This is a genomic window from Thiocapsa sp. UBA6158 (assembly GCF_002423035.1).
GTDB lineage: Bacteria > Pseudomonadota > Gammaproteobacteria > Chromatiales > Chromatiaceae > Thiocapsa.
In genome coordinates, this window is record NZ_DIUM01000135.1 from 1 (window position 1) to 19,722 (window position 19,722).

Annotated in this window: 19 protein-coding genes; 3 read left to right on the forward strand and 16 right to left on the reverse strand. The window is 63.6% G+C overall.

Going from position 1 to position 19,722, the window contains the following annotated elements; genetic code table 11:
- Nucleotides 1-337 precede the first annotated feature (337 nt).
- On the reverse strand, nucleotides 338-1,210 hold the full coding sequence (locus B4N44_RS17885) for a transposase (RefSeq protein WP_296703829.1): 873 nt from the start codon (nucleotides 1,208-1,210) through the stop codon (nucleotides 338-340).
- Entirely contained in the window at nucleotides 1,113-2,219 is a 1,107-nt protein-coding gene (locus B4N44_RS17890; RefSeq protein ID WP_296703832.1) for an IS701 family transposase, read from the reverse strand. The genes B4N44_RS17885 and B4N44_RS17890 overlap by 98 nt, the downstream gene beginning before the upstream one ends.
- A gap of 18 nt (nucleotides 2,220-2,237) precedes the next feature.
- Between B4N44_RS17890 and B4N44_RS17895 the strand changes: the two genes are divergently transcribed.
- A complete protein-coding gene (locus tag B4N44_RS17895; RefSeq protein WP_296703835.1) occupies nucleotides 2,238-2,414 on the forward strand; it encodes a hypothetical protein in 177 nt (58 codons plus the stop codon).
- 408 nt (nucleotides 2,415-2,822) lie between these two features.
- Entirely contained in the window at nucleotides 2,823-3,443 is a 621-nt protein-coding gene (locus B4N44_RS17900) for a hypothetical protein (protein ID WP_296703837.1), read from the forward strand.
- A 72-nt stretch (nucleotides 3,444-3,515) separates the two neighbouring features.
- On the opposite strand, the gene B4N44_RS17905 is transcribed toward B4N44_RS17900, so the two are convergent.
- The 10 genes from B4N44_RS17905 to nosZ all read right to left on the reverse strand — a co-directional run bounded on the left by B4N44_RS17905 (nucleotide 3,516) and on the right by nosZ (nucleotide 14,235).
- Nucleotides 3,516-4,343, reverse strand: a complete 828-nt coding sequence (locus B4N44_RS17905; protein WP_296703841.1) for an ABC transporter permease — start codon at nucleotides 4,341-4,343, stop codon at nucleotides 3,516-3,518.
- A 23-nt stretch (nucleotides 4,344-4,366) separates the two neighbouring features.
- Nucleotides 4,367-4,960 (reverse strand): nitrous oxide reductase accessory protein NosL, encoded by a 594-nt coding sequence (locus B4N44_RS17910; RefSeq protein ID WP_296703844.1) that lies wholly within the window; start codon nucleotides 4,958-4,960, stop codon nucleotides 4,367-4,369.
- 145 nt (nucleotides 4,961-5,105) lie between these two features.
- Nucleotides 5,106-5,990, reverse strand: a complete 885-nt coding sequence (locus B4N44_RS17915; RefSeq protein ID WP_296703847.1) for an ABC transporter ATP-binding protein — start codon at nucleotides 5,988-5,990, stop codon at nucleotides 5,106-5,108.
- The gene (locus B4N44_RS17920) at nucleotides 5,987-6,964 is read right to left on the reverse strand and encodes a NapH/MauN family ferredoxin-type protein (protein WP_296703849.1); all 978 of its coding nucleotides are present in this window, start codon (nucleotides 6,962-6,964) and stop codon (nucleotides 5,987-5,989) included. Before B4N44_RS17920 ends, B4N44_RS17915 begins: the two co-directional genes overlap by 4 nt.
- The gene (locus tag B4N44_RS17925; protein ID WP_296703851.1) at nucleotides 6,961-7,806 is read right to left on the reverse strand and encodes a 4Fe-4S binding protein; all 846 of its coding nucleotides are present in this window, start codon (nucleotides 7,804-7,806) and stop codon (nucleotides 6,961-6,963) included. The genes B4N44_RS17920 and B4N44_RS17925 overlap by 4 nt, the downstream gene beginning before the upstream one ends.
- Before the next feature lie 14 nt (nucleotides 7,807-7,820).
- Nucleotides 7,821-9,206 carry a nitrous oxide reductase family maturation protein NosD gene (gene nosD / locus B4N44_RS17930; protein WP_296703853.1) on the reverse strand — a complete coding sequence of 462 codons (1,386 nt, stop codon included), beginning with the start codon at nucleotides 9,204-9,206 and terminating at the stop codon, nucleotides 7,821-7,823.
- On the reverse strand, nucleotides 9,203-10,420 hold the full coding sequence (locus tag B4N44_RS17935) for a hypothetical protein (RefSeq protein ID WP_296703856.1): 1,218 nt from the start codon (nucleotides 10,418-10,420) through the stop codon (nucleotides 9,203-9,205). The genes nosD and B4N44_RS17935 overlap by 4 nt, the downstream gene beginning before the upstream one ends.
- A 172-nt stretch (nucleotides 10,421-10,592) precedes the next feature.
- Complete coding sequence (locus B4N44_RS17940; protein ID WP_296703859.1) at nucleotides 10,593-11,354, reverse strand: c-type cytochrome; 762 nt, start codon at nucleotides 11,352-11,354, stop codon at nucleotides 10,593-10,595.
- Nucleotides 11,355-11,514: 160 nt separating this feature from the next.
- The gene (locus B4N44_RS17945) at nucleotides 11,515-11,838 is read right to left on the reverse strand and encodes a c-type cytochrome (protein WP_296703862.1); all 324 of its coding nucleotides are present in this window, start codon (nucleotides 11,836-11,838) and stop codon (nucleotides 11,515-11,517) included.
- An 84-nt stretch (nucleotides 11,839-11,922) separates the two neighbouring features.
- Nucleotides 11,923-14,235: a Sec-dependent nitrous-oxide reductase gene (gene nosZ, locus B4N44_RS17950; RefSeq protein ID WP_296703865.1), complete on the reverse strand. Its 2,313-nt coding sequence runs from the start codon at nucleotides 14,233-14,235 to the stop codon at nucleotides 11,923-11,925.
- Nucleotides 14,236-14,515: 280 nt separating this feature from the next.
- Here nosZ and B4N44_RS17955 point away from each other — a divergent pair, with 280 nt between their 5' ends.
- On the forward strand, nucleotides 14,516-14,989 hold the full coding sequence (locus tag B4N44_RS17955) for a DUF302 domain-containing protein (RefSeq protein WP_296703868.1): 474 nt from the start codon (nucleotides 14,516-14,518) through the stop codon (nucleotides 14,987-14,989).
- A gap of 101 nt (nucleotides 14,990-15,090) precedes the next feature.
- Here the strand turns inward: B4N44_RS17955 and B4N44_RS17960 are convergent, their stop codons facing one another.
- The 4 genes from B4N44_RS17960 to nrdD all read right to left on the reverse strand — a co-directional run bounded on the left by B4N44_RS17960 (nucleotide 15,091) and on the right by nrdD (nucleotide 19,701).
- Nucleotides 15,091-17,481 carry a hypothetical protein gene (locus B4N44_RS17960; protein ID WP_296703870.1) on the reverse strand — a complete coding sequence of 797 codons (2,391 nt, stop codon included), beginning with the start codon at nucleotides 17,479-17,481 and terminating at the stop codon, nucleotides 15,091-15,093.
- Between the two features lie 167 nt (nucleotides 17,482-17,648).
- Nucleotides 17,649-18,515, reverse strand: coding sequence for a sirohydrochlorin chelatase (locus tag B4N44_RS17965; protein ID WP_296703872.1), 867 nt, complete (start codon nucleotides 18,513-18,515; stop codon nucleotides 17,649-17,651).
- A gap of 193 nt (nucleotides 18,516-18,708) precedes the next feature.
- Nucleotides 18,709-19,470, reverse strand: a complete 762-nt coding sequence (locus tag B4N44_RS17970) for an anaerobic ribonucleoside-triphosphate reductase activating protein (protein ID WP_296703874.1) — start codon at nucleotides 19,468-19,470, stop codon at nucleotides 18,709-18,711.
- 39 nt (nucleotides 19,471-19,509) lie between these two features.
- Complete coding sequence (gene nrdD, locus B4N44_RS17975; RefSeq protein ID WP_296703876.1) at nucleotides 19,510-19,701, reverse strand: anaerobic ribonucleoside-triphosphate reductase; 192 nt, start codon at nucleotides 19,699-19,701, stop codon at nucleotides 19,510-19,512.
- Between the last annotated feature and the right edge of the window lie 21 nt (nucleotides 19,702-19,722).

Below are 19,722 nucleotides of genomic sequence, written 5' to 3' on the forward strand. Positions count from 1 at the left end.
AGTAGACACCCGGCCCCTGGCTCCTGCGAGCCCGAGAAAATCGTCGGTGCCCCGCCAAGGTCCACGTGGACCACGGAGGTGGGTGCGGGGCGGGGGCGCGGATCCCTAAAAATCCAGGCGTCTCCGCCCCGCACCCACCGGGCCGAGGGATCACAGATCGCTGGCTCGGTGCCATGTCGGCACCGCCCAACCCCGTGCTGGCTCGATGGCGGAGGCGTCTCGGTCACAAGCGTTGCTCCCTGACGATGTCGGCGGGAGATGTGCCGGCGGCCAATCAGATCTGAAGGCTGTCCGCCAACCCCTTATCCTGGCTCATCGGCGCATCGCCCATGACCTTTCAGGCGAAGGCCCGATTGACATCAAAGTCGGTCCCCTCGCGCAGCATGTAGTAACAGGCTCGTGCCAACTTGTGCGCCACCGTCTTGATGGCGACCACGCCATTGGTCTTGGCGCGCTTGCGCTGGTCGTAGCGCTTGATCGCGGGGTTGTAGCGCACCGCGAAATTGGCCGCATCCAGATAGGCCCAAGCCAGATATTTGTTGCCGCTCTTGGTGTTGCCCCGGCCCTTGCGTTTGCCGTTGGAGAGCCGCTCGCTGCCGACGAGGCGACTGTATGACGCGTCGTTGCCGACGCGGGCAAAGCGCTCGATGGGGCCGGTCTCCAACAGGATCGTCAACCCCAGCACCTGACCGATGCCGCTGGTGCTGAGGAGATGCCGATACTCGGGCCGGCTTTTGACCTGCGCGCAGGCCTCGCGCTCCAACAGATCGATCGCCGCCTCTTGACCACGCATGGCCAGCAGGGTGCTCTGTACCGCCAGGGCCAAATGTACATCCGGCAGCAGCTCGCCCACGGTCTCGGGCGTCAGGCGTCGGATCGCATTGGCACTCAGCGAGCGCCCGCGGTTGCGGGAGAACAGGTTCTGCACCGCCAGGACGTTGGCCGTATGCTGTTGGACCAGGCGACTGCGCCGGCGCAGCAGATCGCGCACGGCGCGCTGTTCCTTGGGGTAGATATAGCCCTCCGGCAACAGCCCGAGGCGCAGCAGCTTGGCCAGCCAGGCGGCGTCGGAATCGTCGTCGCTGTACTTCAGCCCGAGTTTCTCGTTTTCCTCAGGCGACCAGCCCCATGACTGCGGCGATGAGTGGATTTCGGGTGCCGTGGCGGGGATCGTCGCAGTCGACCCCGAAACCCACGTCGGCGAGATCATGGGCGAGCGCTCGGCGCACATCGGCGAAGGCATATTCGGTCCGACGCGCGGCGGCATAATGCCACGCGGGGGCCTGCTCCAAGCTGGTCGCGTCGCTCCAGGTGATGGTGGTGGCCACCATACAGAAGTGCAGATGGTTGGTGACCGCATCGGGATTGCGGGTCTGCGTCCGGGCACTGCCGATCTCCTGCTCGATTTCTCTGAATCCGGCTTCGATTTTCCAGTGCGCCCCATAGATTTCAATGATTTGCGAAACCATCAGGGTCAGATCTGTGGTCACCGGCGCGACCCATTGGGTGCGTCGGTAGACCCAGACCACGCGCACTTGGCAGCGCAGGGTCTTGAGCATCACCACCTGCTCGGCGGCCACCACGTCGCGCACCCGACCGTAGAGGTTGAGCGAATACGTCCGCGCGGTGGCCCGCAGCGCGGTCTGCATGGCCTTGACACTGCCAAGGCGCTCACCGTACTTGCGGGGGCGTCCGGCGCGTCCCGGCACGGCCACCGGCAAGTCATGAAGCACCGCGTTCACGCGCAGACGCGAGAGCAGATGCGCACGCGAGCCGAGCGCCCGGCGCAAGGGCTTGAGCAAGCCGTTGTTGCCGAACCAGCTGTCGGTGACCAGCAGGATCGGCGCCCGCGGAAAGACCCCGGCAAAGGTCTGAATCAGGCGCACGGCTTGGGTGAACTTGCTCTCGAACGTGAGCGCCCGACCGCGAATGCGCACGCTGCGTAGCACCATGGTCGCTTTGCGCAGATAAAAGGCGAAGGCCAGCGGCAGGCAGCACCAGCGCCCGTGAATGACCTTCAGCAGACCGAGCGTGACGATGGTCTGCGCCCACGGAAACGCGCTTTGATTGGTCTTGGCGGCATGATCGAAGCTGCGCTGGCAGGCAAACACCTTGGTGCCGGTCTTCGGATTGATCGAGTCGTCCAGCGCCAGCACCACACGCCCGTCGGTGAGGGGGCGGGGATCGCCCGCCAGAGCACCGCGCAGACCCGCGCCCACGGCAGCTTCACCGAGGCCATGAAGGTGTCATACTTCGCCTCGCCGATCACCACGCCGCAGAGCGTGGCGATGGTGCGCAGCAGGTTGGAGGTGCGCGAGGCGGTGATCGGCAGCAGGATGGCCTGCAGAGTAAGAATGGGTCTCGGGCTGATTCGACGCGTGGACAGCCAGGCCGAGGGCTTGAGCTTACCTTAGAACCAGCACCTCGATCATCGACGATGCCGAGCGACGCTCGCGCTCCCCGGCGAGTTTGAGCGGCGCCTTGATCTCGGCGGAGGTGCGGATGATGAGGACTTAATTCTTGGGGCGTGCCATGCCGAGGTCACCTGATCGTCATCCGTCCGGTACCGCCAAGATATGACTGTGCCGGCAATCGCTAAAGGCGTTGAAGCGTGTGCGAGTTCATGGCTTGACGTGGATCTGTCTTCGCTGATCTCGGATTGGCCGATGGGGCGATGCTGCTCAACCATCGGGATCGCGTCCGCGAGCATGCCTACCTGGCTGCGGTTACCATTATCGGCTTCGTGTAGCCGTTTGTCCGCTGTCCGGACGACAGAAAGATCCGGTGAATAATCCGTCAACGAAGACATGCGAGGACTCTCTATGGCGCTCGATCAAAAGGCATTGCAGAGGAAGCGGGCCAAGCGTGAGCTGAAACGCAGGCAAACCAAGCCGGCGGCTTCGGGGCTGCCGGGAGTCTTGTCTCAGGCGCGCGTCTGGGCCAACGCGGGCCGGGCGCCGATCGCGGATGTCTTTGTCCCGTCGAACCTCTTCGAGCTGGGCATCGGCACCGTCTGGGTGAGCCGGAGTCTGCCCGATGGGCGCTATGCCGTCGCGGGGATCCTGGTGGATGTGTTTTGTCTGGGCGCCAAAAACGCCTTGTACAAGATTGTCGATGCGGCCGAGTATCCGACCGTCCTGGCCCGCATCCGAGGGAATCCGACGGAATCGGCCGAGGCCCGGCATCCTAGCTGTGCGCGCAAGCTAGTCGAAGAGGCATTGGCCTATGCCAAGGACCTCGGCTTCGAGCCGCACGCAGACTACCGGATTGCCCGGTTGATCTTCGGCGACATCGATGCCGATGCCTGCTCGGTGTCCTTCACCTTCGGGAAGGACGGCAAGCCCTTCTATATCTCTGGGCCGAACGACACAGCGGCAATGCAGCGGCGCATCGTCAAGCAGCTGGAGCGTCGCTGTGGTCCGGGGGATATGACGATCTCGTGATGGTGTGACGTCGTCGGATCGGGATCGGCTTTCGGGCATGCGGAGTCGGGCTGACTACTCACGGAAATCGTCTTACGGCAGGTCGCCCCGACGGAAGAGCAGGTAGCCGCCTAGGGCGCAAACGGTGCCGACCAGCATCGGGTAGACAATGGCATAGACCATGTATCCGGCCTGCCCGAAGTTGTCGAGGATGACGTAGGCGGAGGGGCCGAGCATGACCAGCTGTGAATCGAGCAGGAGCATCGCTGCGGTGCGGAACACCTGCATCGGATTGGCCAGCGCGATGCCGACGACCGTCTCGGGCGGGATCTGATTGCGGATCAGTGTGCCGAGCAGGATGAGATCCAGGAACAGCAGGAGCGTCAGCCAGACCACGAAGGCGGACGCCTGGGCGACATCGGCCGAACGGCTGAGTGTGGAGAGCAGCATCCCGATGCCCAGAAAACACCAGGCCAGCGCCATCAGAAGTGTCGTGTACCAGATGAAGAGCACCCAGGGCACCGCGGCCCCTTTGACCGAGCCCCAGATGATGGCGCCGACCATCGCGAGGAACACGGGTAGGAAGACGACCAGGAAGCGCCCGGCGAGCTTGCCCCAGTACCAGGGCGCCAGACCGATGGGCAGCGAGAGCAGATATTCGTAGACGCCGGCCTCGCGGTCGCCGGCCACCGAGCGGACCGTCGTGATGAGCACGAAGACCGGCAGGATCGCCATGGCGAGCTGGATATAGGTCACCATCAGGCGGGACAGCCCGGTAAAACCCATGATCCGCGACTCGGTGAGCCCGAAGGCGAACAGCAGGACCACCAGCCCGCCGAAGACGAGCGTGTAGGCAACGAACCACTTGGCCCGAAACGATTCGAGGAGATCGGTTTGGGCGGTCAGCCAGAATTCACGCATGGTCTCGGGACTCCGTTAACAGCTCAATGCGCATGGTCATGCGGGTGCTCGTTCGGCAGCACTTGACCTGCCGGCGGGATCTCAGGCGATGGCACGCCGGGCGACGCCGGGTTGGCATCCAGATGTCCGCCGTGGACATTGAAGCGCGCTTCGACATCGAAGATGTGCGCCTTGGCCTGCGCGAAGTCGAGCCCGTCCGGCGCGGGCTCGGGTTGGGCACCGAGTCCGTATTCCATCGGCGTGACCTGGCCGCTCAGATAGGTCGCGGTGCGCGCGTCGATCCAGTCGCCCGTGCGCCAGTCGTTCACCCAGATCTCGGTGGCGGGGTCGTCGCGCTCGGCGCGCTCTTCGAGCCAGATCAGGGCGCATCCGATGTCGTCGAAGCGATAGACGCGTGAGCGTCCGTCCGGTGTCGGGACACGCACCTGAGCGGAGTGCAATCGATCCGAGAGGACCATGCGGCAGCGCTCGCAGGTGTCGCGGTCCCATTTCACCTCGACAGGCCCTTGTCCCGGATCGCCTCCGCAGGCGGAGAGGATGAGCGCCAATAGGGCGAACAGCAGGCCGGTTCTGAACCGCGTCCCGACTGAGAAAGGGAGGCTTGGCGGTACAGTCACCGACCGGTGCAACCCAATCGATTCGAGCTGGACGCGGTTCAGAAAAAGACAGAAAACATCATCAAACCGCGTCGACTGCAGCGCCTGTTGGATGCCGCGAGTTGAGATGCAGGCTGACGCCGATCCATACCGCACCTGACGCGGTTTACGCATACGCCACCTCGGCCAACTCCGGCTCGCTCGCCGCATCCAAGCGGATGGACTCAAGCAGCGCCGCATAGCGCGATAGAAGCCCCAAAAATCGTAGCCGATCCGCCCCGGCGACCCAGCCCTCCCAGGTGATGCCCTGATCTAGGCTGCGCAGACCCCAGGGCGTGACCGCCCGTGCAAAGGCGTCGTCGGCACGGGTCAGGACCAGGCGGCAGCGCAGACGGCTGGTGAGATCGACCAGGTCCGCGACGCGATCGTCGAGGACCACCAGGCCCTGATCCATCTCGATGACCCGGTTCACGAGCGCGGCGACCTCGTCCAGACGGTGACTGGAGATCAGCATGGCGACCTTCTCCTGACGCTCGGCGAGGAGCTCGAAGAAGATGTGTCGCGCGTCGGGATCCAGGTTCGCGGCGGGCTCGTCCATGACCAGCAACTCGGTATCCCGACCCAGGGCGATGCTGATCAAGAGCTTTTGTTTCTGGCCGCCCGAGAGCTTGACGAAGGGCTGGTGCCGAAACGCCTTGGCGTTCAGCCCGAGCCGTGTCGCGACTGCTTCCATGCGCCGCGGATCTGCACCGCAGACCCCGGCAGCGAACTGGATCAACTGCCCGACCGGCATCTTCAGCGGCGGCGGCAGTTGCGGCACGAAGCCGATCTTGCCCAGCACCTCGCGACGGTGCTCGCGCGGGTCCAGATCATCGACGCGGACCTTGCCCTGACAGACATATTCCCCGAGCAGACAGCGGATCAGCGTGGTCTTGCCGGCCCCGTTGGAGCCGACCAGGGCGACGCGATGTCCGCGCTCGATGGTGAGGTCGATGCCCTTCAGAACGGTCTGGCGACGAAAGCGTTTGCTGACCTGCTCGAAACGGATCATAGGGCCTTCTCCAGTCCCTTGAATTTGAAGCTCAGCGAGCTGGTCGGACAGATGTCGACGCAGAGACCGCAGCGGGTGCAATCGGCGCCGATGTCGGTGGTGAGCCCGGTTGCCCGACCGCGAATAGTGACATCGAGTACATGCGGCACCATGCAGATCTTCCGACAGTCGCCCTCGTGGTGGCAGCTCTGCATGTTGTACTGCACCCGCAACGGCGAGACGACACCGACCAGGCCATAGGTGATGCCGATCGGGCAGACATAGCGGCACCAGGCCCGGCGCGAGAGCAGCACTTCGAAGGCCAACAGGGCGAGGATCCAAAGCAGGGCCAGACCGGGACCATAGATCAACGCGCGGCTGAGGATCCCGGTCGGCGAGATGGTCTCGAAGACCGTGTAGCCGGTCAACAGTGCAAGCAGGGCGAAGATGACATAGAAGACCGCCCGCACGGAGCGATGGAGCTGGATGTCGATCGCCCAGCCGCGCTTGGCGAGCCACAGATGCAGCGACTCGGCCCATTCGGCGACGAGATGATAGGGACAGACCCAGGAGCAGAATGTGCGCCCGCCGAGCAGGATCCAGAGCACCAGGACGGTCAGTGTGCCGATCAGCAGGTTGATCACGATGTGCTTGTAGGCGAGCGTGACCTGCAGCGCCGAGTTCAGATCGGCTAGGTGAAAACCGATGACGCGCGAGGCGGTCAACGCGCCCTCGACCAGTTGCACGTCGAGCACATAGGACACGACGAACAAGAGGTTCACGACGATCAAAGTGATCCAGCGGCGATTGCGCCATTTGTGGCGGCTCGGGCTGCGCGCGTGACCGTCCTCGGCCGCGCGCAGCGCCTCGCGGGTCAGCGGCGTCTTGCGCTTCTCTTTATAGATCAGCTGGATCGGAATCGGAATCTGCTCGGGTGCGGGCTTGACCGGTTTGAGCCCAGCCAACTGACGCAGCGAATCGACGAAATAGCTCATTGGAAGTCGGCGCTCCGGTGGATGTCCACGACGATGGCGGCGGGCTCGGCGGGACAGACCATCTCGCAGACTCCGCATCCGACACAGCCGTCTTCGACCACCGGGATCGTGCCGCGACCGGTCGGCATCGGCTGCATCCGGATGGCGTGCAAGGGCGGGCACTGATTGGGATCGCCCGAGGGCGGCGTGCCGGCATCGCATTGGGCGATGCGGATCTCGATCGGGCAGAGTCGGACACACAGATCGCACAGCGGCAGGTCGAACGGATGCTCGGCGAGCGGGATCGGATTCCAGCGGTCGACGGCCTCGAAGCGCAGCAGGCCGGGGTGATCCGTGCCGCGCGCCGCGCCTTTGAAGGGTTGACCGCGCACGGCGAGACAGCGGCCGGGCCGGGCGAGTCGTGCAAATCCCATCCGCGTCTCGGCGGGATAGTCGATGTCGTGCGTCAGTGCACCGGTCGGACAGGCCAGCACGCATTGCAGCCCGTCGCAGGAGAAGTCGCAGGCCTGGTCGCGCGCCTCGATGTAGGGTACACCGATCCCGACACCGTCGGTGATGTCCGCGAGCTTGATCGCTTCGACCGGACAGACCTGCACGCACTGGCCGCACTTGATGCAGGCGGAGAGAAATTCCTGCTCGTCGAGCCGATCCTTGAGTGCGCCCGGTGGGCGCAGACGCGCGTTGGCCTGGCCGATCAGCGGGATGAGTCCGGCGAGCGAGGCCCCGACCATCCCGACAAGCAGGGCGGTGCTGCGCAGAAACTCGCGCCGCCCCTGCTCGCGCAGCTTCTTGGTCTTGCGCCGCGGCTTGGGTTTCGGCTGGGCAGTGGATGTGTCTTTCATCGTCGGTCGACCTCTCAATCCCGCCCGAGCGAGCGACGCAGCGCCTCGTAGGCGTCATAGCCGCCCGGCTCGACGTCCGGGGCGGGCGCCTCGGGCTCCGCATCCGGATCCAGCTCCCAATCCGACCCGCCGGCCAATCCGGCTTCGGGCACGGCGAGCACGACCCGGGTATCGGCGTTCCACAGCGGATGCTCGTCGCGCACCAGCAGATCCGGGGTGGTGAAGGGCGCGAGTCGCTCGAGGAAATCGATGACTTCGAGCATCGGCGAGCCCTTGAAGAATTGCGCCGGGGGCACGTCCATCCAGAGCCGATCGGCGAAGGCTTGAATCAGATGCGCGGAATCACCGATGCCGTCGTTGTTTCGATCGAAGCCCTCGTAGTCGTCCCAGTAATTACCGTTCCAGGTGTTGCGATTGGCGGTCTTGCCGCCCTCCACCACCACCTGCGTGGTGTTGCCCTTAAACCGGTTTCCGGTCAGGACGTTGCCCTGCCAGTCATTGATGAAGCGGATCCCGATGCCGTTGTAGGCGATCAGATTGTCGCGAAAATGATTGATACTGCCGGGCTGGTAGGGCGAGACATCCAGATACAACCCCTCGGCGCAATAGAGGATGCGGTTGCCCTCGATGACGACGTCCGAGGTCTCTTTGAAACCGATCCCGATGCCGGTCGTGCCGGTAGCGTTGGCGATCAGGTTGTTGCGCACGACGATGCCGTCGCTGTACATCAGGAAGATCCCGACCGTGTTGTTCTCGTAATGGTTGCCCTCGACCCGGTTGGTCTGGGAGTACATGAAATGCAGCGAATAGCGCCCGCCGCGCGCATCGTTGCGGGCGATCAGATTGTCGCGCGAGTACCAGACCACGGTGTCGCGTGCATCGCGGATGACGTTGTCGGTCACCTGGTTGTTGAAGCTGTACCAAAGCCGGATCGCATCGCCCCGCACACCGAGATCGACCGGCTTGGAGGAGATGTGGTTGCGCCGCACGATGTTGTTCTCGGACTGCTGCAGGTCGACGCCGAACAGGGCGTTGTCGATGCGGTTGTCGCTGATCACGTTGAACTTGCCGCGGACCTGCACGCCCGAATCCAGATCGTTGTGCGAGCTGCCCGAGTTGGTGAGATGCAGGTTCCGAAGCGTCGCCCCGTCGGTCTCGAGCAGCACCACGGTCCCCTTGCCGCCCCCGTCGATCGTCACCCGATCGCGACCGTCGATGGTCAGCGGCTTGTCCACACGCACCGGCCCGGCGTAGATGCCGGGCTCGGGCATCAGCACCGAACCCGCTTCGGCGGCATCGACCAGTGGCTGAAAAGGTGGGTAAGCCGCGTGGGCCAGTGCCGGCAGTAGCAGCAACGCCGCCCATGCAAGCCGGCCGGACCGGGTTGGACTTGAGCTCATGCCGAGGACTTGATCTGCTTGCGTCGCAGCAGACTCGCCGCCGCCAGCACGACCGAGAGCAGCAGCATCAGCCCGAAGCCCCAGTAGGGATAGGAATGGGTCCCGAACTGGGCGACCTTGCCGTCGCCGAAGACGGTTGGCATAAAGGGCTTCACCGTGAACGCGCCCATCGCGTTCATATTGTGGCCGTACCACCAGAGCCAGGCGGAATAGTCCAGGATGAAGATCAGCGGCAGGGCCATCGGCGCGATGATCAAGAGCCAGTAGAGCGGGCCTTGGGATCGGCGGGCACCCCAAAGCAACAGCAGCATGGCGCCGATGATCCCCCAGAAGACGACATGCGCGGCCGTGCTCATGATGCCGACCATCGGCCGGATCTCTTCGGGGTTGTTGAAATAGCGCCCGAGGCTCTTGCCGTAGTGCCAGGCGAGCAACTGGTGGCCGCTCCCGGTCCACTCCATGCGCTCGCCGGCGGCCTGTTTGGCCTGATCGCGCTCGAAGGCACCACGCAGGCTTGCAGCCAGTACCGACTTGTCCGGCTCGCCGGCGATGTCGATGTCCGCAGCACCCGAATCGGCTTGCGTGACCGCATCACCCTCCAATGAGGCCTTCATCTGGGCGATCAGCGCCTCGGCCGGCGACAGGCGCTTTTCGGCTTCGGGTGTGGCCGTCTCTTGATCGAGCGCGAACGCCAGGGCACTCAGATAGCCCCGGCTGTTGAGCTTCATCCCGTCGGCCGTGTAGAAGGTCATCGCCATCCAGCCGACAATCAGCGCAAACCCGGCGCCCATGACCGCCATGCGGGTCTTGGAGCCGGGGATTGCGAATCCGATGATCATGACGCCGAGCATCGACAGGAGAAAGGGCGCAAAGGCCCGCTCGACCACGCCGCCGGCCGAGATGGGATACATGCCGACATAGTGATTGATGGTGTCCATCTCGTGGACACAATTGAGCGCCTCGTCTTCGATGATCTCCGACTTCTCCACCATTTTGCAGCCATTGAAGACGCCGTTCATGTGGAAATGGATGCGCACGCCGTCCGGGAAGGATTCGGGCGGATAATTGGGCGCGGTCAAGGAGACCCACCAGATGGGAACGAAATAGATAGCGCCGAGCAGGATCAGTCCGATCAGGCTCAAGCCGAAGATCAACGGCGTGCGCTGATCCGAAAAGGATGGAGTCGAGTGATTGCTCATGATGGATACGGCCATGCGCGTGCGTTGCGTGGAGGAGCCTTCAGCATCGATCCGGCCGGCAGGATCCGCGTCGCGGGCCTGTGCGTCACTCCGGCCAAGTCGGCGGGCGTGCCGCGTCGCCAGGTCATCTCGGCCTGATACCATCAGGGCTGGAAGCCCCGGCGACGCCGGTCAGGCTGCGCCCGACTCACTCGAAGTCAGGGTTCTTCCAATCCACCGAGTCGGCCAACTGCTCCTCGGGCACCGGCTGCCAAGAGGTGTAGCTGATGACCGCCTGCATGTCCTTGTCGGAGAAGTTTTTGATCTGCTCGACCATCTCCGGATTGGCATTGCGGCGCTTATGGTCGCGGATCCATTCGAACTGGCGAACCATGTATTCGTAATGCTGCCCGTTGATGCGCGGATAGAATTTCTCCACGTCGCCCATTCCGATCTCGCCGTGGCATTTCACGCAGTTGTCCTTGTAGAGCTGCTCGCCCAGCGTATATTCCTCGGTTCCGGGACCCCAAGGCCCTTTGCCCCACGCCGGGTTCATCGGCAGGCTTTCGATATAGGCCACCACATCGGCCAGCGCTTGTGCATCGCCGATCGATTGCGGGAGCGAGAAGGGATACATGGTCGGGTTGTCGCGGTTCTGTGCCCGGATGTCCGCCATCTGCTTGATCAGCACACCACGATGCTGGCCGGCTAATTGCGGGAAGGTTCCGTCAGGCGTACCCCAGCCTTCGGGCAGATGACAGGCGGCGCAGACCTCGTAGACATCCATGCCGTTCTCGATGTCCGGTTCGAGATGCAAGGCGGCATCCTGCTCGCCTCCGCCTTGATTCCAATCCACAGGCTCGGCGCGATGGACACGATCGGTGTCGCTCGTATCCTCTGCTGAGAGTGTTCCGGCTGTCCCGACGGCCGCGGCCAGGATCGCGACTTGAAAAAGGTGACGTTGATTCATGACATACTCCGAATCGAGCTTGAAGGACTCACATTGCGGTGAAAGGCGATAAGAGTCGCTTCGACGTCTTGTGTGTTGAAAGTGAACATGCTCGCACCGCGAGGGGACACGAGCCCCGTACAAGCGACGGATGATATGGGCGACGTTGGGGGACGCGCGTTTAATTCAGCGTACCCAGCCAGTTCGCGATGGCTCGCATCTCCGCCTCGTCGACAAGGTGCATGACACCTTTCATCGCTGCGGTCATGCCGTTGCTTCGGGCGCCGCTCTTGATGTCCACCATTTGATTGTAGGCGTAATCCGGACTTTGTCCCGCGAGCTTCGGGTAGATGGGCAGGATGGGTGTGTTGGCGTCTTTGCCGTGACAGGCGACACAGGTCTTGGTGACATAGAGTTCGGCGCCGTCCATCGCGAGAACGGGCAAGGATGCCGTTGTCGCCGCGGCGATCGAGATCGAGATGAGAGCGGACTTCAAGGCGTTCATCGTGGATTCTCCGGCGATTAGCCGATTGCGGATATCGAGAGGCTGTCATCGACCGGGATCGAGATCCCGGTCGATGACGCGACTTCACTTGTTGACCGTCGCGCCCTCCTCATCCAGGAGGTTCTTCGCACGCAGGCCCAGGTCGGCGGCCTTCACCTGGTACTGCCACCACTGATTGGCCCAGAGCATGGCGTTCTGCCAGTCGGCCTTGGCGGCGGCATCCTCGGATTTCTTCTTGGACTCTTGTGCGAATCCGAGCTGGTCGGTCGCATCCTCCACGAGCGCGACTGCGATCGGGAAGTCCTGGAAGTTTCGAGCCGTGATGTAGGCGACGACCTGGTCGATGACTGCTTGGGTCTCGAGGTTGGTCTTGACCTGGGTGTCGTAGTCGGCTTGCGAATACAGAGTCCCTTCGACCATCGAGACCTCGGTTGCCTGATAGCCCTTCGGACGGACCAAGAGATAACCCTGCATCTCCAGATGCAACGCGGAGCAGAACTCCGTGCAGTAGTAGGGGAAGACGCCTTCCTCGTCGGCGACGAAGCTGAACGAGGCGGTCTTTCCGGGCTCGATCGAGAGGTTCACGTTTTGCCCGTAGAGGGCGAATCCATGCACCTGGTCCTGGGCACGCTCGAGGTTGGTGAGGTGCAGATGGATCTGATCGCCGACCTCTGCCTCGATGATCTCGGGTGTGATGTGCGAGCGAATCACGGTGCCCATCACGCGCGTCGTGCAATTGCCGTCTGCATCGCAAGTCCGTTCGGTGGTCTCGCGGCCGGCACGGGTCCGATTCGGATGCACTTCATCGGTGCGACTGTTCCAACCCGATTTGTAACGCACGGCGGGCTGCAGCTTCTCGGCACGGATCGCGGCTGCATAGTGGGGCTCGCCGAGCGGCAAGGGCATGTCGTAGAGGAGCTGCATCTTGTCGCCGCTGATGTCGATCAGCTGATGGTTCTGCGGATGCAGCGGGCCGACAGGCTGATGACGATCGATCGAGAGCTTGTTGAGGGCCACCAGATACTTGCCCTGCGGGTTGACGGTGTCGCCCTCCATCGTCATGAGGTGACCGATGTTGTAATGGATCGACAGCTTGTCGAGAACCTTGCCTTCACAGTAGTCGTATTTCGCGACTTGCGAGTCCACATACAGCGAGGTGTAGGCGACGCAGGGTTTGGAGTCGAACTGTGTGTGCAGCGGGCCTAGGCCCAGATTCACCTGAGTATGGAGCGCCGCCTGCATCGGAATGATCGGCACGCCGTAGGGATCCTTGCCCTCGAAGTTGCCCTCCTCGATGGCCTTCATGATCTTCTCGAAGCTGTAGACCGAGACATGGCTGTCGAGCTTGCCCGCAACGATGATGAACTTGCCGTCCGGAGTGACGTCCACCCCGTGTGGACTCTTGGGTTCGGGAACCAGGTAGATCAGGCCCTCGGCGATCGCTTGCTCCATCGGGATGAAGTACATCCCCTTCTCTTGCTTGACCTTGCCGGCCTTCACCAGTTCCTCGGCCTTCTTCCAATTGGTCACGTGCAGGAAGTCGGTGTCCTTGGAGGAGCACCCGGCCTCGAAGGGCGGGCGTCCGCGCTCGATACCGCCCACATAGCGTTCGGTACAGAATGAGTTGGTAAAACCCCAGCCGTAACTGTCCTTCTTGCCTGCATCGGAGAGATCCTGACTGTAGGGGCCGAGCTCGAGCGTGAAGGAGTTTTCGGGCGCGATGCGGCCCTTCTCCTTATTGAAGCTCCAATAGGTGAGGCCGCCGCGGTACTTTTCGTTGAACTCCTCCAGCGGCACGAAACCGTCGTCGAGGAGCGGGGCAGCGTATTGCGCCGCTTCCATGACGTATTCGGTATTCGGCGTCACGAAAGCGCCGCCGTGCGAGGACTTGAAGAAAGGGTTGACGACGATCTGCTTGGTTTCGAAGTCGTGCAGATCGATCACCGCGATGCGCGGGTTGGCCTTGTCGTTGATGAAGACGAATTTAGCGTCGTAATCGCCGTCGGTCTCGGACATCGCGGGGTGATGGGTGTCGCCGTAGACCAGATCCTTTCCGCGTGTACGACCCTGAGCAAGGACCGCCTTGGACTCGTCGTCGAAGCCGTAACCCTGCCAGGGCTCGGGCGTGAAGACGCCGATATATTTCAGCAGCCGCATCGAGGGGATCCCGTAGACGATCACCTGCCCGGACTGTCCGCCGGAGGCAAAGACCACGAACTCGTCGCGTCCGCCCGTCGGAACATAGGTCTTGGCCGCGGCGAGAAGATCCTTCTCGGTCAGGCCGCGTCGATCCATGACGTCCTTCAGGGTGTCTTCGGACCAGGCGGCGCCTGCGGCCCCGAGTCCGAGGATGACCCCTGTGGCGAGGGTCGTCAGACGATGTGCTCTTTTGTTCATGTGTCCTCCTACGGTGCCATTGAACGAGATCTCGAACCGGTCAGTCGACCTGCTCAAGCTAGCAAAAGGCTCCGAGGAGAAACTTGATTCATGTCAAATCCTGCAGGCGGTGCGTGATATCACACACCTTTGAACTGCGCCGGACGTGGTTTAGCTGCGGTGACATGCCGTGCGCTCGACGGCTGGATTGGCTTGGCGAGGGCCGTGTTGTGGTCCGGCAAGAATAGTAGAATATGCTAATATTTTAAGTGGGGCTAAGTTCAATGCGGAGGTTTCGGCGATGTCCACGCGATACGGTCTGTCGGTTTCCTGCGTCGGTCTGCTCATGCTACTGGCCGGCTGCTCCATGGGCTCATTGTTCATCCATGAGCAGCGCAGCCCTTACGACTTCGATGCCACGGTGGCGAAGGTCGTGGAGAACGCACACGCAAGAGGTTGGATCGTCCCGCAAACATTCGACTTTCAGAAGTCTCTGGTAGCCCATCATCAGCGGGATCCCGGACGGATGAAGGTCATCAAGCTCTGCTCGCCCGAGCTGGCGTCGCGGATGTTTGCCCATGATGACTCGAAGTTCGTGTCCGTGATGGCGCCATGTTCCATCTCCGTGTACGAGAAGTCCGACGGTCGGACCTATCTCGCCGCGATGGATATGGCTCTGATGTCGAAGCTGATGGGGGGTGAGGTCGGACCGGTGCTTGCGGAGATCGCGGATGAAGACGCCGCGATCATCGGTTTCGCTTCGGTCGATCGATGAGAGGTTGCTGGATGCGCGGCCTCCGAGGATGTTCTCGGTACCGCGCATCCATGTCGCTCAGGTGGGGAATGACAATAGGACGATAGTGACTGTCGCCCGCGTCAGTCCGATGCCTGGTCCGGCGTCTCTTGCGGTTCCGCGGCATCTGCCGGAGTCGGTTCGGTTTCCGGCTCTAGTTCCGGCTCGGGTTCGGGCAGGGGCTCCTCGGCAAGCGGCTCTGCCGTTTCGGTCGTGACCGTCTCTTCGGAAACGACGGCCTCCTCGGCACCGGACGCCGCCTCCTGCGTGGCGTCGGCGGGAGGTGCGGTCTCCTCGACGACGCCCGACATCTGCTGAAGCTGTGCCCAACCACGCGCGACATGCCCTTCTCGCCAGAGCAAGAGAAGTACACCGAGTAGGACGAGGAGCACGAGATAGAGTCTCCAGGGACGGCGCTTCTCGGCGAAGGGATCGATGAGTGAATACTCCGAGCCGCGAGGACGCTCGGCGAGGCGAGTGAGGCTGGCGCCGAAGGGGATGTTGATCTTTGCCGAGCTGTTGATCGCCCAGCCGTTGCCGTCCAGGAGCGGCCCGAGATTGCGCGCGCGCAACTTCAGGTACGCGAGCAGCATCGAGGGTCCGGAGATCGCGAGGATCACCCCGAGCACGGCGAGCGGGATCTGCCACCAGGCAAGGTTGAGCAGACTGGCCAGCACCGTCGCCAGGGCGGTGCCGATTGCACCGACGGCGAGACCCAGCGCGGCGAAGATACCGGCGAACTTGGCGATGTCGAAACCGCTTGCTGCGGGAGCCGCCGCCGGACCTGCGGTTGCGGCCTCGGCAAGGCCCTTGCCGGCGGTCTCGTCGACCGCCTTGTCGCGCTCGCCGGCGAATTTCTCGATCTGCTCCGAGACCATCCGTGCGATGCGCTTGTAGGGTCTCCAGAAGGCCTCGCCGACGCCGATCGGCTGCTCCACGATCTTCGTGACCGTGGCATCCCAGTCGCGGCCATGTCGGTCATAGAAGATGCCGTTGCGCCCGACCATCAGGTTGTCGGCATGGCCGCCGGTCATCGCGGCGACGATGCTCATGGTCTCGGTCCCGCCGCGACGCACGCAGTGGCAGTAGGCGAGATAGGTGCGGCTGAGCGAGGCCATCGCACTGTGTGCGTCGATGTCCTTGACCTGAATACAAAGCTCGCAGCTGCGGCCGTCCAGGAAGAGTGTGCCGGCCTGAAAGATCGCCTTCTTGTCGCCCGAGTAGAAATCCGTCAAACAGACGAAGTTGTTCAGCAGGGTAAAGAGGTATCGGTAGTAATGCACCAGCCGATCCACCAGGACGATGGCGTCGACGGCCTCGGCGAGCTTGAGATCCTCCTCGATGAGCATGCGGATCGCCGATTCGGTCCCGTCGGAGAGCAGCTCGCGCACTCGCAGGATCCCCAGCGGATCAACCGCGGCACCCTGCATGCGGGCCATCCAGGCGGCATTGGCGGCGAACCGCCGACGGATATCGAGCCACTCGGTCTCGGTCAGCTCCTGGTGCGGACCGAGCAGCGTGTTGACGACACGGTCGCGAAATTCACGCAGTGCCGCCGACCACGCCGGATTGACGCCTTGGTCGAGCGGAAGCGCGCGCTTCGCCTCGATCCGGGCGATCGGGAAGGCGGCAATGTCGTCCGTGCCCTCGGACAGTTCTCGCACGGAGACCGCCAGATAGGCCGCTTCGCTCGGATTCAAGGCGCCGGCCGCGTTGCGGTCGTACTCGGCGAGTCGGGTCCGGGTGAAGAAGTCGTCGATCTTGGCCTTGACGGCATCGACGGCGTGCCTCGCCGATTCGGTCGCCTCGCCGAGCGGGAGCAGATTGGCGGGATCCGCCTCGGCCTCGGCCCACCAATCGGAATAGGCGCGCGCCTCGGTGAAGAAGTGCTCGCACAGCTCGGGGGAGATGCCCTGTGCGCCGCTGCGGTCGGTCACGCTGCCGACGCAGGTGATGATGTCGGCGATGGCGCGGGCGATCTCGGGATCTGTCGCCGAAGCGGGGGGGACGACACCGTCGCCGTTGAAGCGCGCGGTGGCGAAGATCTTTCCGGTATCGGCGGTGTCCTCGGCCGTGATGACCACCGCGTCGGGCTTGCCGAGGTTGGCGAGGATGTTCCGGGCCGACTCCAGCACGCGGCGCCCCTCGTCCGTCTCGGTGTTGATGACCGAGAGCGGGAGCACGGACTCGCCCTTGACGAGATCGTCCGGGTTCTTCAAGGCGCGGCAGGTCCAATCGGCCGCGGCCAGGATCTCGGGCACGCGGATGCGTCCGTCCTCGTCCGTGTCGAGCAGGGCCAGGGTGTGGGTGTCGAGCTCGAGTCCGGTGGTCGGGCAGCTCAAGGCGGCCCAGAGCTTTTGATCCAGCTCGGCGAGATGACAGACGTCTGCGCCGGTTTCGATGCGGACTTGGTCGAAACCGCCGAGGCGATGGAAACGCCAGCGGAAGTCGCGGGCGCGATCGGATCTGGCCATTCGATGCTGCTCCTTGGAGTGTTGTCTCATCGGGAACTATGGACCGCAATCCGAAAGATGCCAATCCGGGCGTCTTGGTCGATGCCTTGGGCCCGAACGGTGACGGGCGTCGTATCGGGCGCTTGGATGCTTCGGCAAGGATTGTTCCTCCACAGCCTCTCCGGAGCCTAGGCTTCGTGGTCAGTCCGAGCCGTAGACGCCGCATCCGTCTCGGCCAACCGTGCCGTCAGGATATCGAGCAGTCGGGGGTGACCGCCGACCAGCGCGGACGGATGGACGCGAAAGCCCGGGTGATCGCGCTCGACCGAGTGACAGATCTCGGCGATATCGCCGCTCGGACCGGCATGTCGTCCGGGCGACAGGAACAACATGGAGAGGATGACCGGGGTCGAGACGTCCTGCGTAGCGAGTGCGCGCAGACGATCCTCCAGAAGTTCTCCATTGAAGTCGTACTCCGCTCCGGGACGCCGCTCCATCACAGCCTCGCCGAGTTCGACTCGAGGCCCGGAGTCGTCGGCGAGGCGCCGCGCCAACTGCCGGGCAAGCCAACGCCGCACCTCGGTCACGGCGGGGATGGGTGAGCCGTGGTCGACCAGTAAGATTCGACGCGGGGCGACGCCCTGCTCGGCGGCGCTCTCCCGAATCCGCTCCAGAAGGATTTCGACCAAGTCGGGCTCACCCTCCGGCAAGGGGCAGAGTGCTCGCGCAATCCGGACCTCGAAGGGGCCGAAATCATCCTGCAGGGTCGCGACGCGCTCCGGGACATAGTCGCTGATGGCCCGGCTCGGGCCGAAGAAGAGCGGGAGGATCAAGAAACGCCGGGCGTCCTCGTCCAGGCGACGACGCAGAAAGGACTCGAAGGTGTCGGCGGGTTGCCCGTGCAGTTCGCTCGGTGGGATTCGGTCCGAGTGTAGAAGGGAGACGGGGTGGACGGTCTCGCCGAGACGCTCGGCGAGACTGCTCGCGATCCGCCTCAGACTCAGCGTGGAATCGGCGCGCTTGGAGCCGTTGTCGATCAGCAGGATATCGCGCATGGTGTGGTCTTGTCGTCGGGGTTGGTCAGGTTGCATGCCGTATGAGATGGGGTGGCGTAGGGTTCCGCTCAAATCCGATTGATGATCCGACCAGCCGTCGGATCGACAGGGACATGCTCGGGTCGATTCCGGGTCCTAAACGGAAGTTGACTGGATCGTCGGCAACAGGTCCGGGCGGGTTTCGCCCGAGAGGTCAGTGTCCACGCAGGACGAATCGGTCGAAAGACGCGGGATTGATTGCGCCGGCAAGCTGCGCGAGAGGGATTGCAGAGGGACTAAGCAGAGGATCCAGGGCGTGTCGAGTCTCGCAGGCCTGAACGGCATATCGCCGCACACCCTGTTGGGCGAGCGCGGCGGCGAGCGTCGCGAGATCGAGCGCGGTCCACTGCGGCATGACGGTGGTGCGGACCTCCAGCTGAACACCCGAGGCTTGGATCAACGACAGGCTCTCCCATGCCGCCTCGCCGGATTGCGGAATGCCCGTAATGGCCGGATAGCCCTCGGGCAACGCCTTGATGTCGAGGGCCACCCAATCCAGGAGCGGTAAGAGGCGTGCCAAACGTTTCGGCACGGACCCCGCGGTGTGCAGACCGACCTTGAACCCGAGCCCCCGAACCTCGGTCATGGCCGCAGGCAGTGCGGACTGGAGGGTCGGCTCGCCGCCGCTGAAGACGACGGCGTCGAGCAGCCCGCGGCGACGCTCGAGGAATGCGCTGATCTGCGACCAAGCGATGACCGGGGTGGCGCTCGGGTCGATCAAGGCGCCGTTCTGGCAGTAGCGACAGCGCCAAGGACAGCCTTGGAGGAAGACGACCGCAGCGAGCTCGCCGGGGTAGTCGATCGTCGTGAGTGGAACGAAGCCGCCGATCCGCAATGGTCCCGCGTCGGCCGAGTCTGCGACGTCGGAAGAGATCGGCAGATCGAGATCGCTCGGGAAGGGCATTTGTCGAGACATGGGTGCGGCGGGTCGACGGGCTCGAGTCGGCTCGAAGACCTAGGCGGCTGCGCGGCGCTCGTGGCGGATCGCCGATCCGGTGGGCGCCTCGTTGAAGTAGCAGCGCTCGGCGTGCTCGGCGCGCTTGCCGACGTTGAAGGCCGAGACCGGGCGGTGGTAGCCCATGACGCGGGTCCAGACCTCGCAACGGGTGCGTTCTTCGGTCTTCAGCTCGATGGTTGGGTTGGTCATGGTCTCGCTCCTGATGTCGTT

Coding starts and splice junctions, on each gene's coding strand:
- B4N44_RS17885 (WP_296703829.1), bottom strand. CDS start 1,210: ATGATCTCGCCGACGTGGGTTTCGGGGTCGACTGCGACGATCCCCGCC.
- B4N44_RS17895 (WP_296703835.1), top strand. CDS start 2,238: ATGAAGGTGTCATACTTCGCCTCGCCGATCACCACGCCGCAGAGCGTG.
- B4N44_RS17900 (WP_296703837.1), top strand. CDS start 2,823: ATGGCGCTCGATCAAAAGGCATTGCAGAGGAAGCGGGCCAAGCGTGAG.
- B4N44_RS17905 (WP_296703841.1), bottom strand. CDS start 4,343: ATGCGTGAATTCTGGCTGACCGCCCAAACCGATCTCCTCGAATCGTTT.
- B4N44_RS17915 (WP_296703847.1), bottom strand. CDS start 5,990: ATGATCCGTTTCGAGCAGGTCAGCAAACGCTTTCGTCGCCAGACCGTT.
- B4N44_RS17920 (WP_296703849.1), bottom strand. CDS start 6,964: ATGAGCTATTTCGTCGATTCGCTGCGTCAGTTGGCTGGGCTCAAACCG.
- B4N44_RS17925 (WP_296703851.1), bottom strand. CDS start 7,806: ATGAAAGACACATCCACTGCCCAGCCGAAACCCAAGCCGCGGCGCAAG.
- nosD (WP_296703853.1), bottom strand. CDS start 9,206: ATGAGCTCAAGTCCAACCCGGTCCGGCCGGCTTGCATGGGCGGCGTTG.
- B4N44_RS17935 (WP_296703856.1), bottom strand. CDS start 10,420: ATGGCCGTATCCATCATGAGCAATCACTCGACTCCATCCTTTTCGGAT.
- B4N44_RS17940 (WP_296703859.1), bottom strand. CDS start 11,354: ATGAATCAACGTCACCTTTTTCAAGTCGCGATCCTGGCCGCGGCCGTC.
- B4N44_RS17945 (WP_296703862.1), bottom strand. CDS start 11,838: ATGAACGCCTTGAAGTCCGCTCTCATCTCGATCTCGATCGCCGCGGCG.
- nosZ (WP_296703865.1), bottom strand. CDS start 14,235: ATGAACAAAAGAGCACATCGTCTGACGACCCTCGCCACAGGGGTCATC.
- B4N44_RS17955 (WP_296703868.1), top strand. CDS start 14,516: ATGTCCACGCGATACGGTCTGTCGGTTTCCTGCGTCGGTCTGCTCATG.
- B4N44_RS17960 (WP_296703870.1), bottom strand. CDS start 17,481: ATGGCCAGATCCGATCGCGCCCGCGACTTCCGCTGGCGTTTCCATCGC.
- B4N44_RS17965 (WP_296703872.1), bottom strand. CDS start 18,515: ATGCGCGATATCCTGCTGATCGACAACGGCTCCAAGCGCGCCGATTCC.
- B4N44_RS17970 (WP_296703874.1), bottom strand. CDS start 19,470: ATGTCTCGACAAATGCCCTTCCCGAGCGATCTCGATCTGCCGATCTCT.
- nrdD (WP_296703876.1), bottom strand. CDS start 19,701: ATGACCAACCCAACCATCGAGCTGAAGACCGAAGAACGCACCCGTTGC.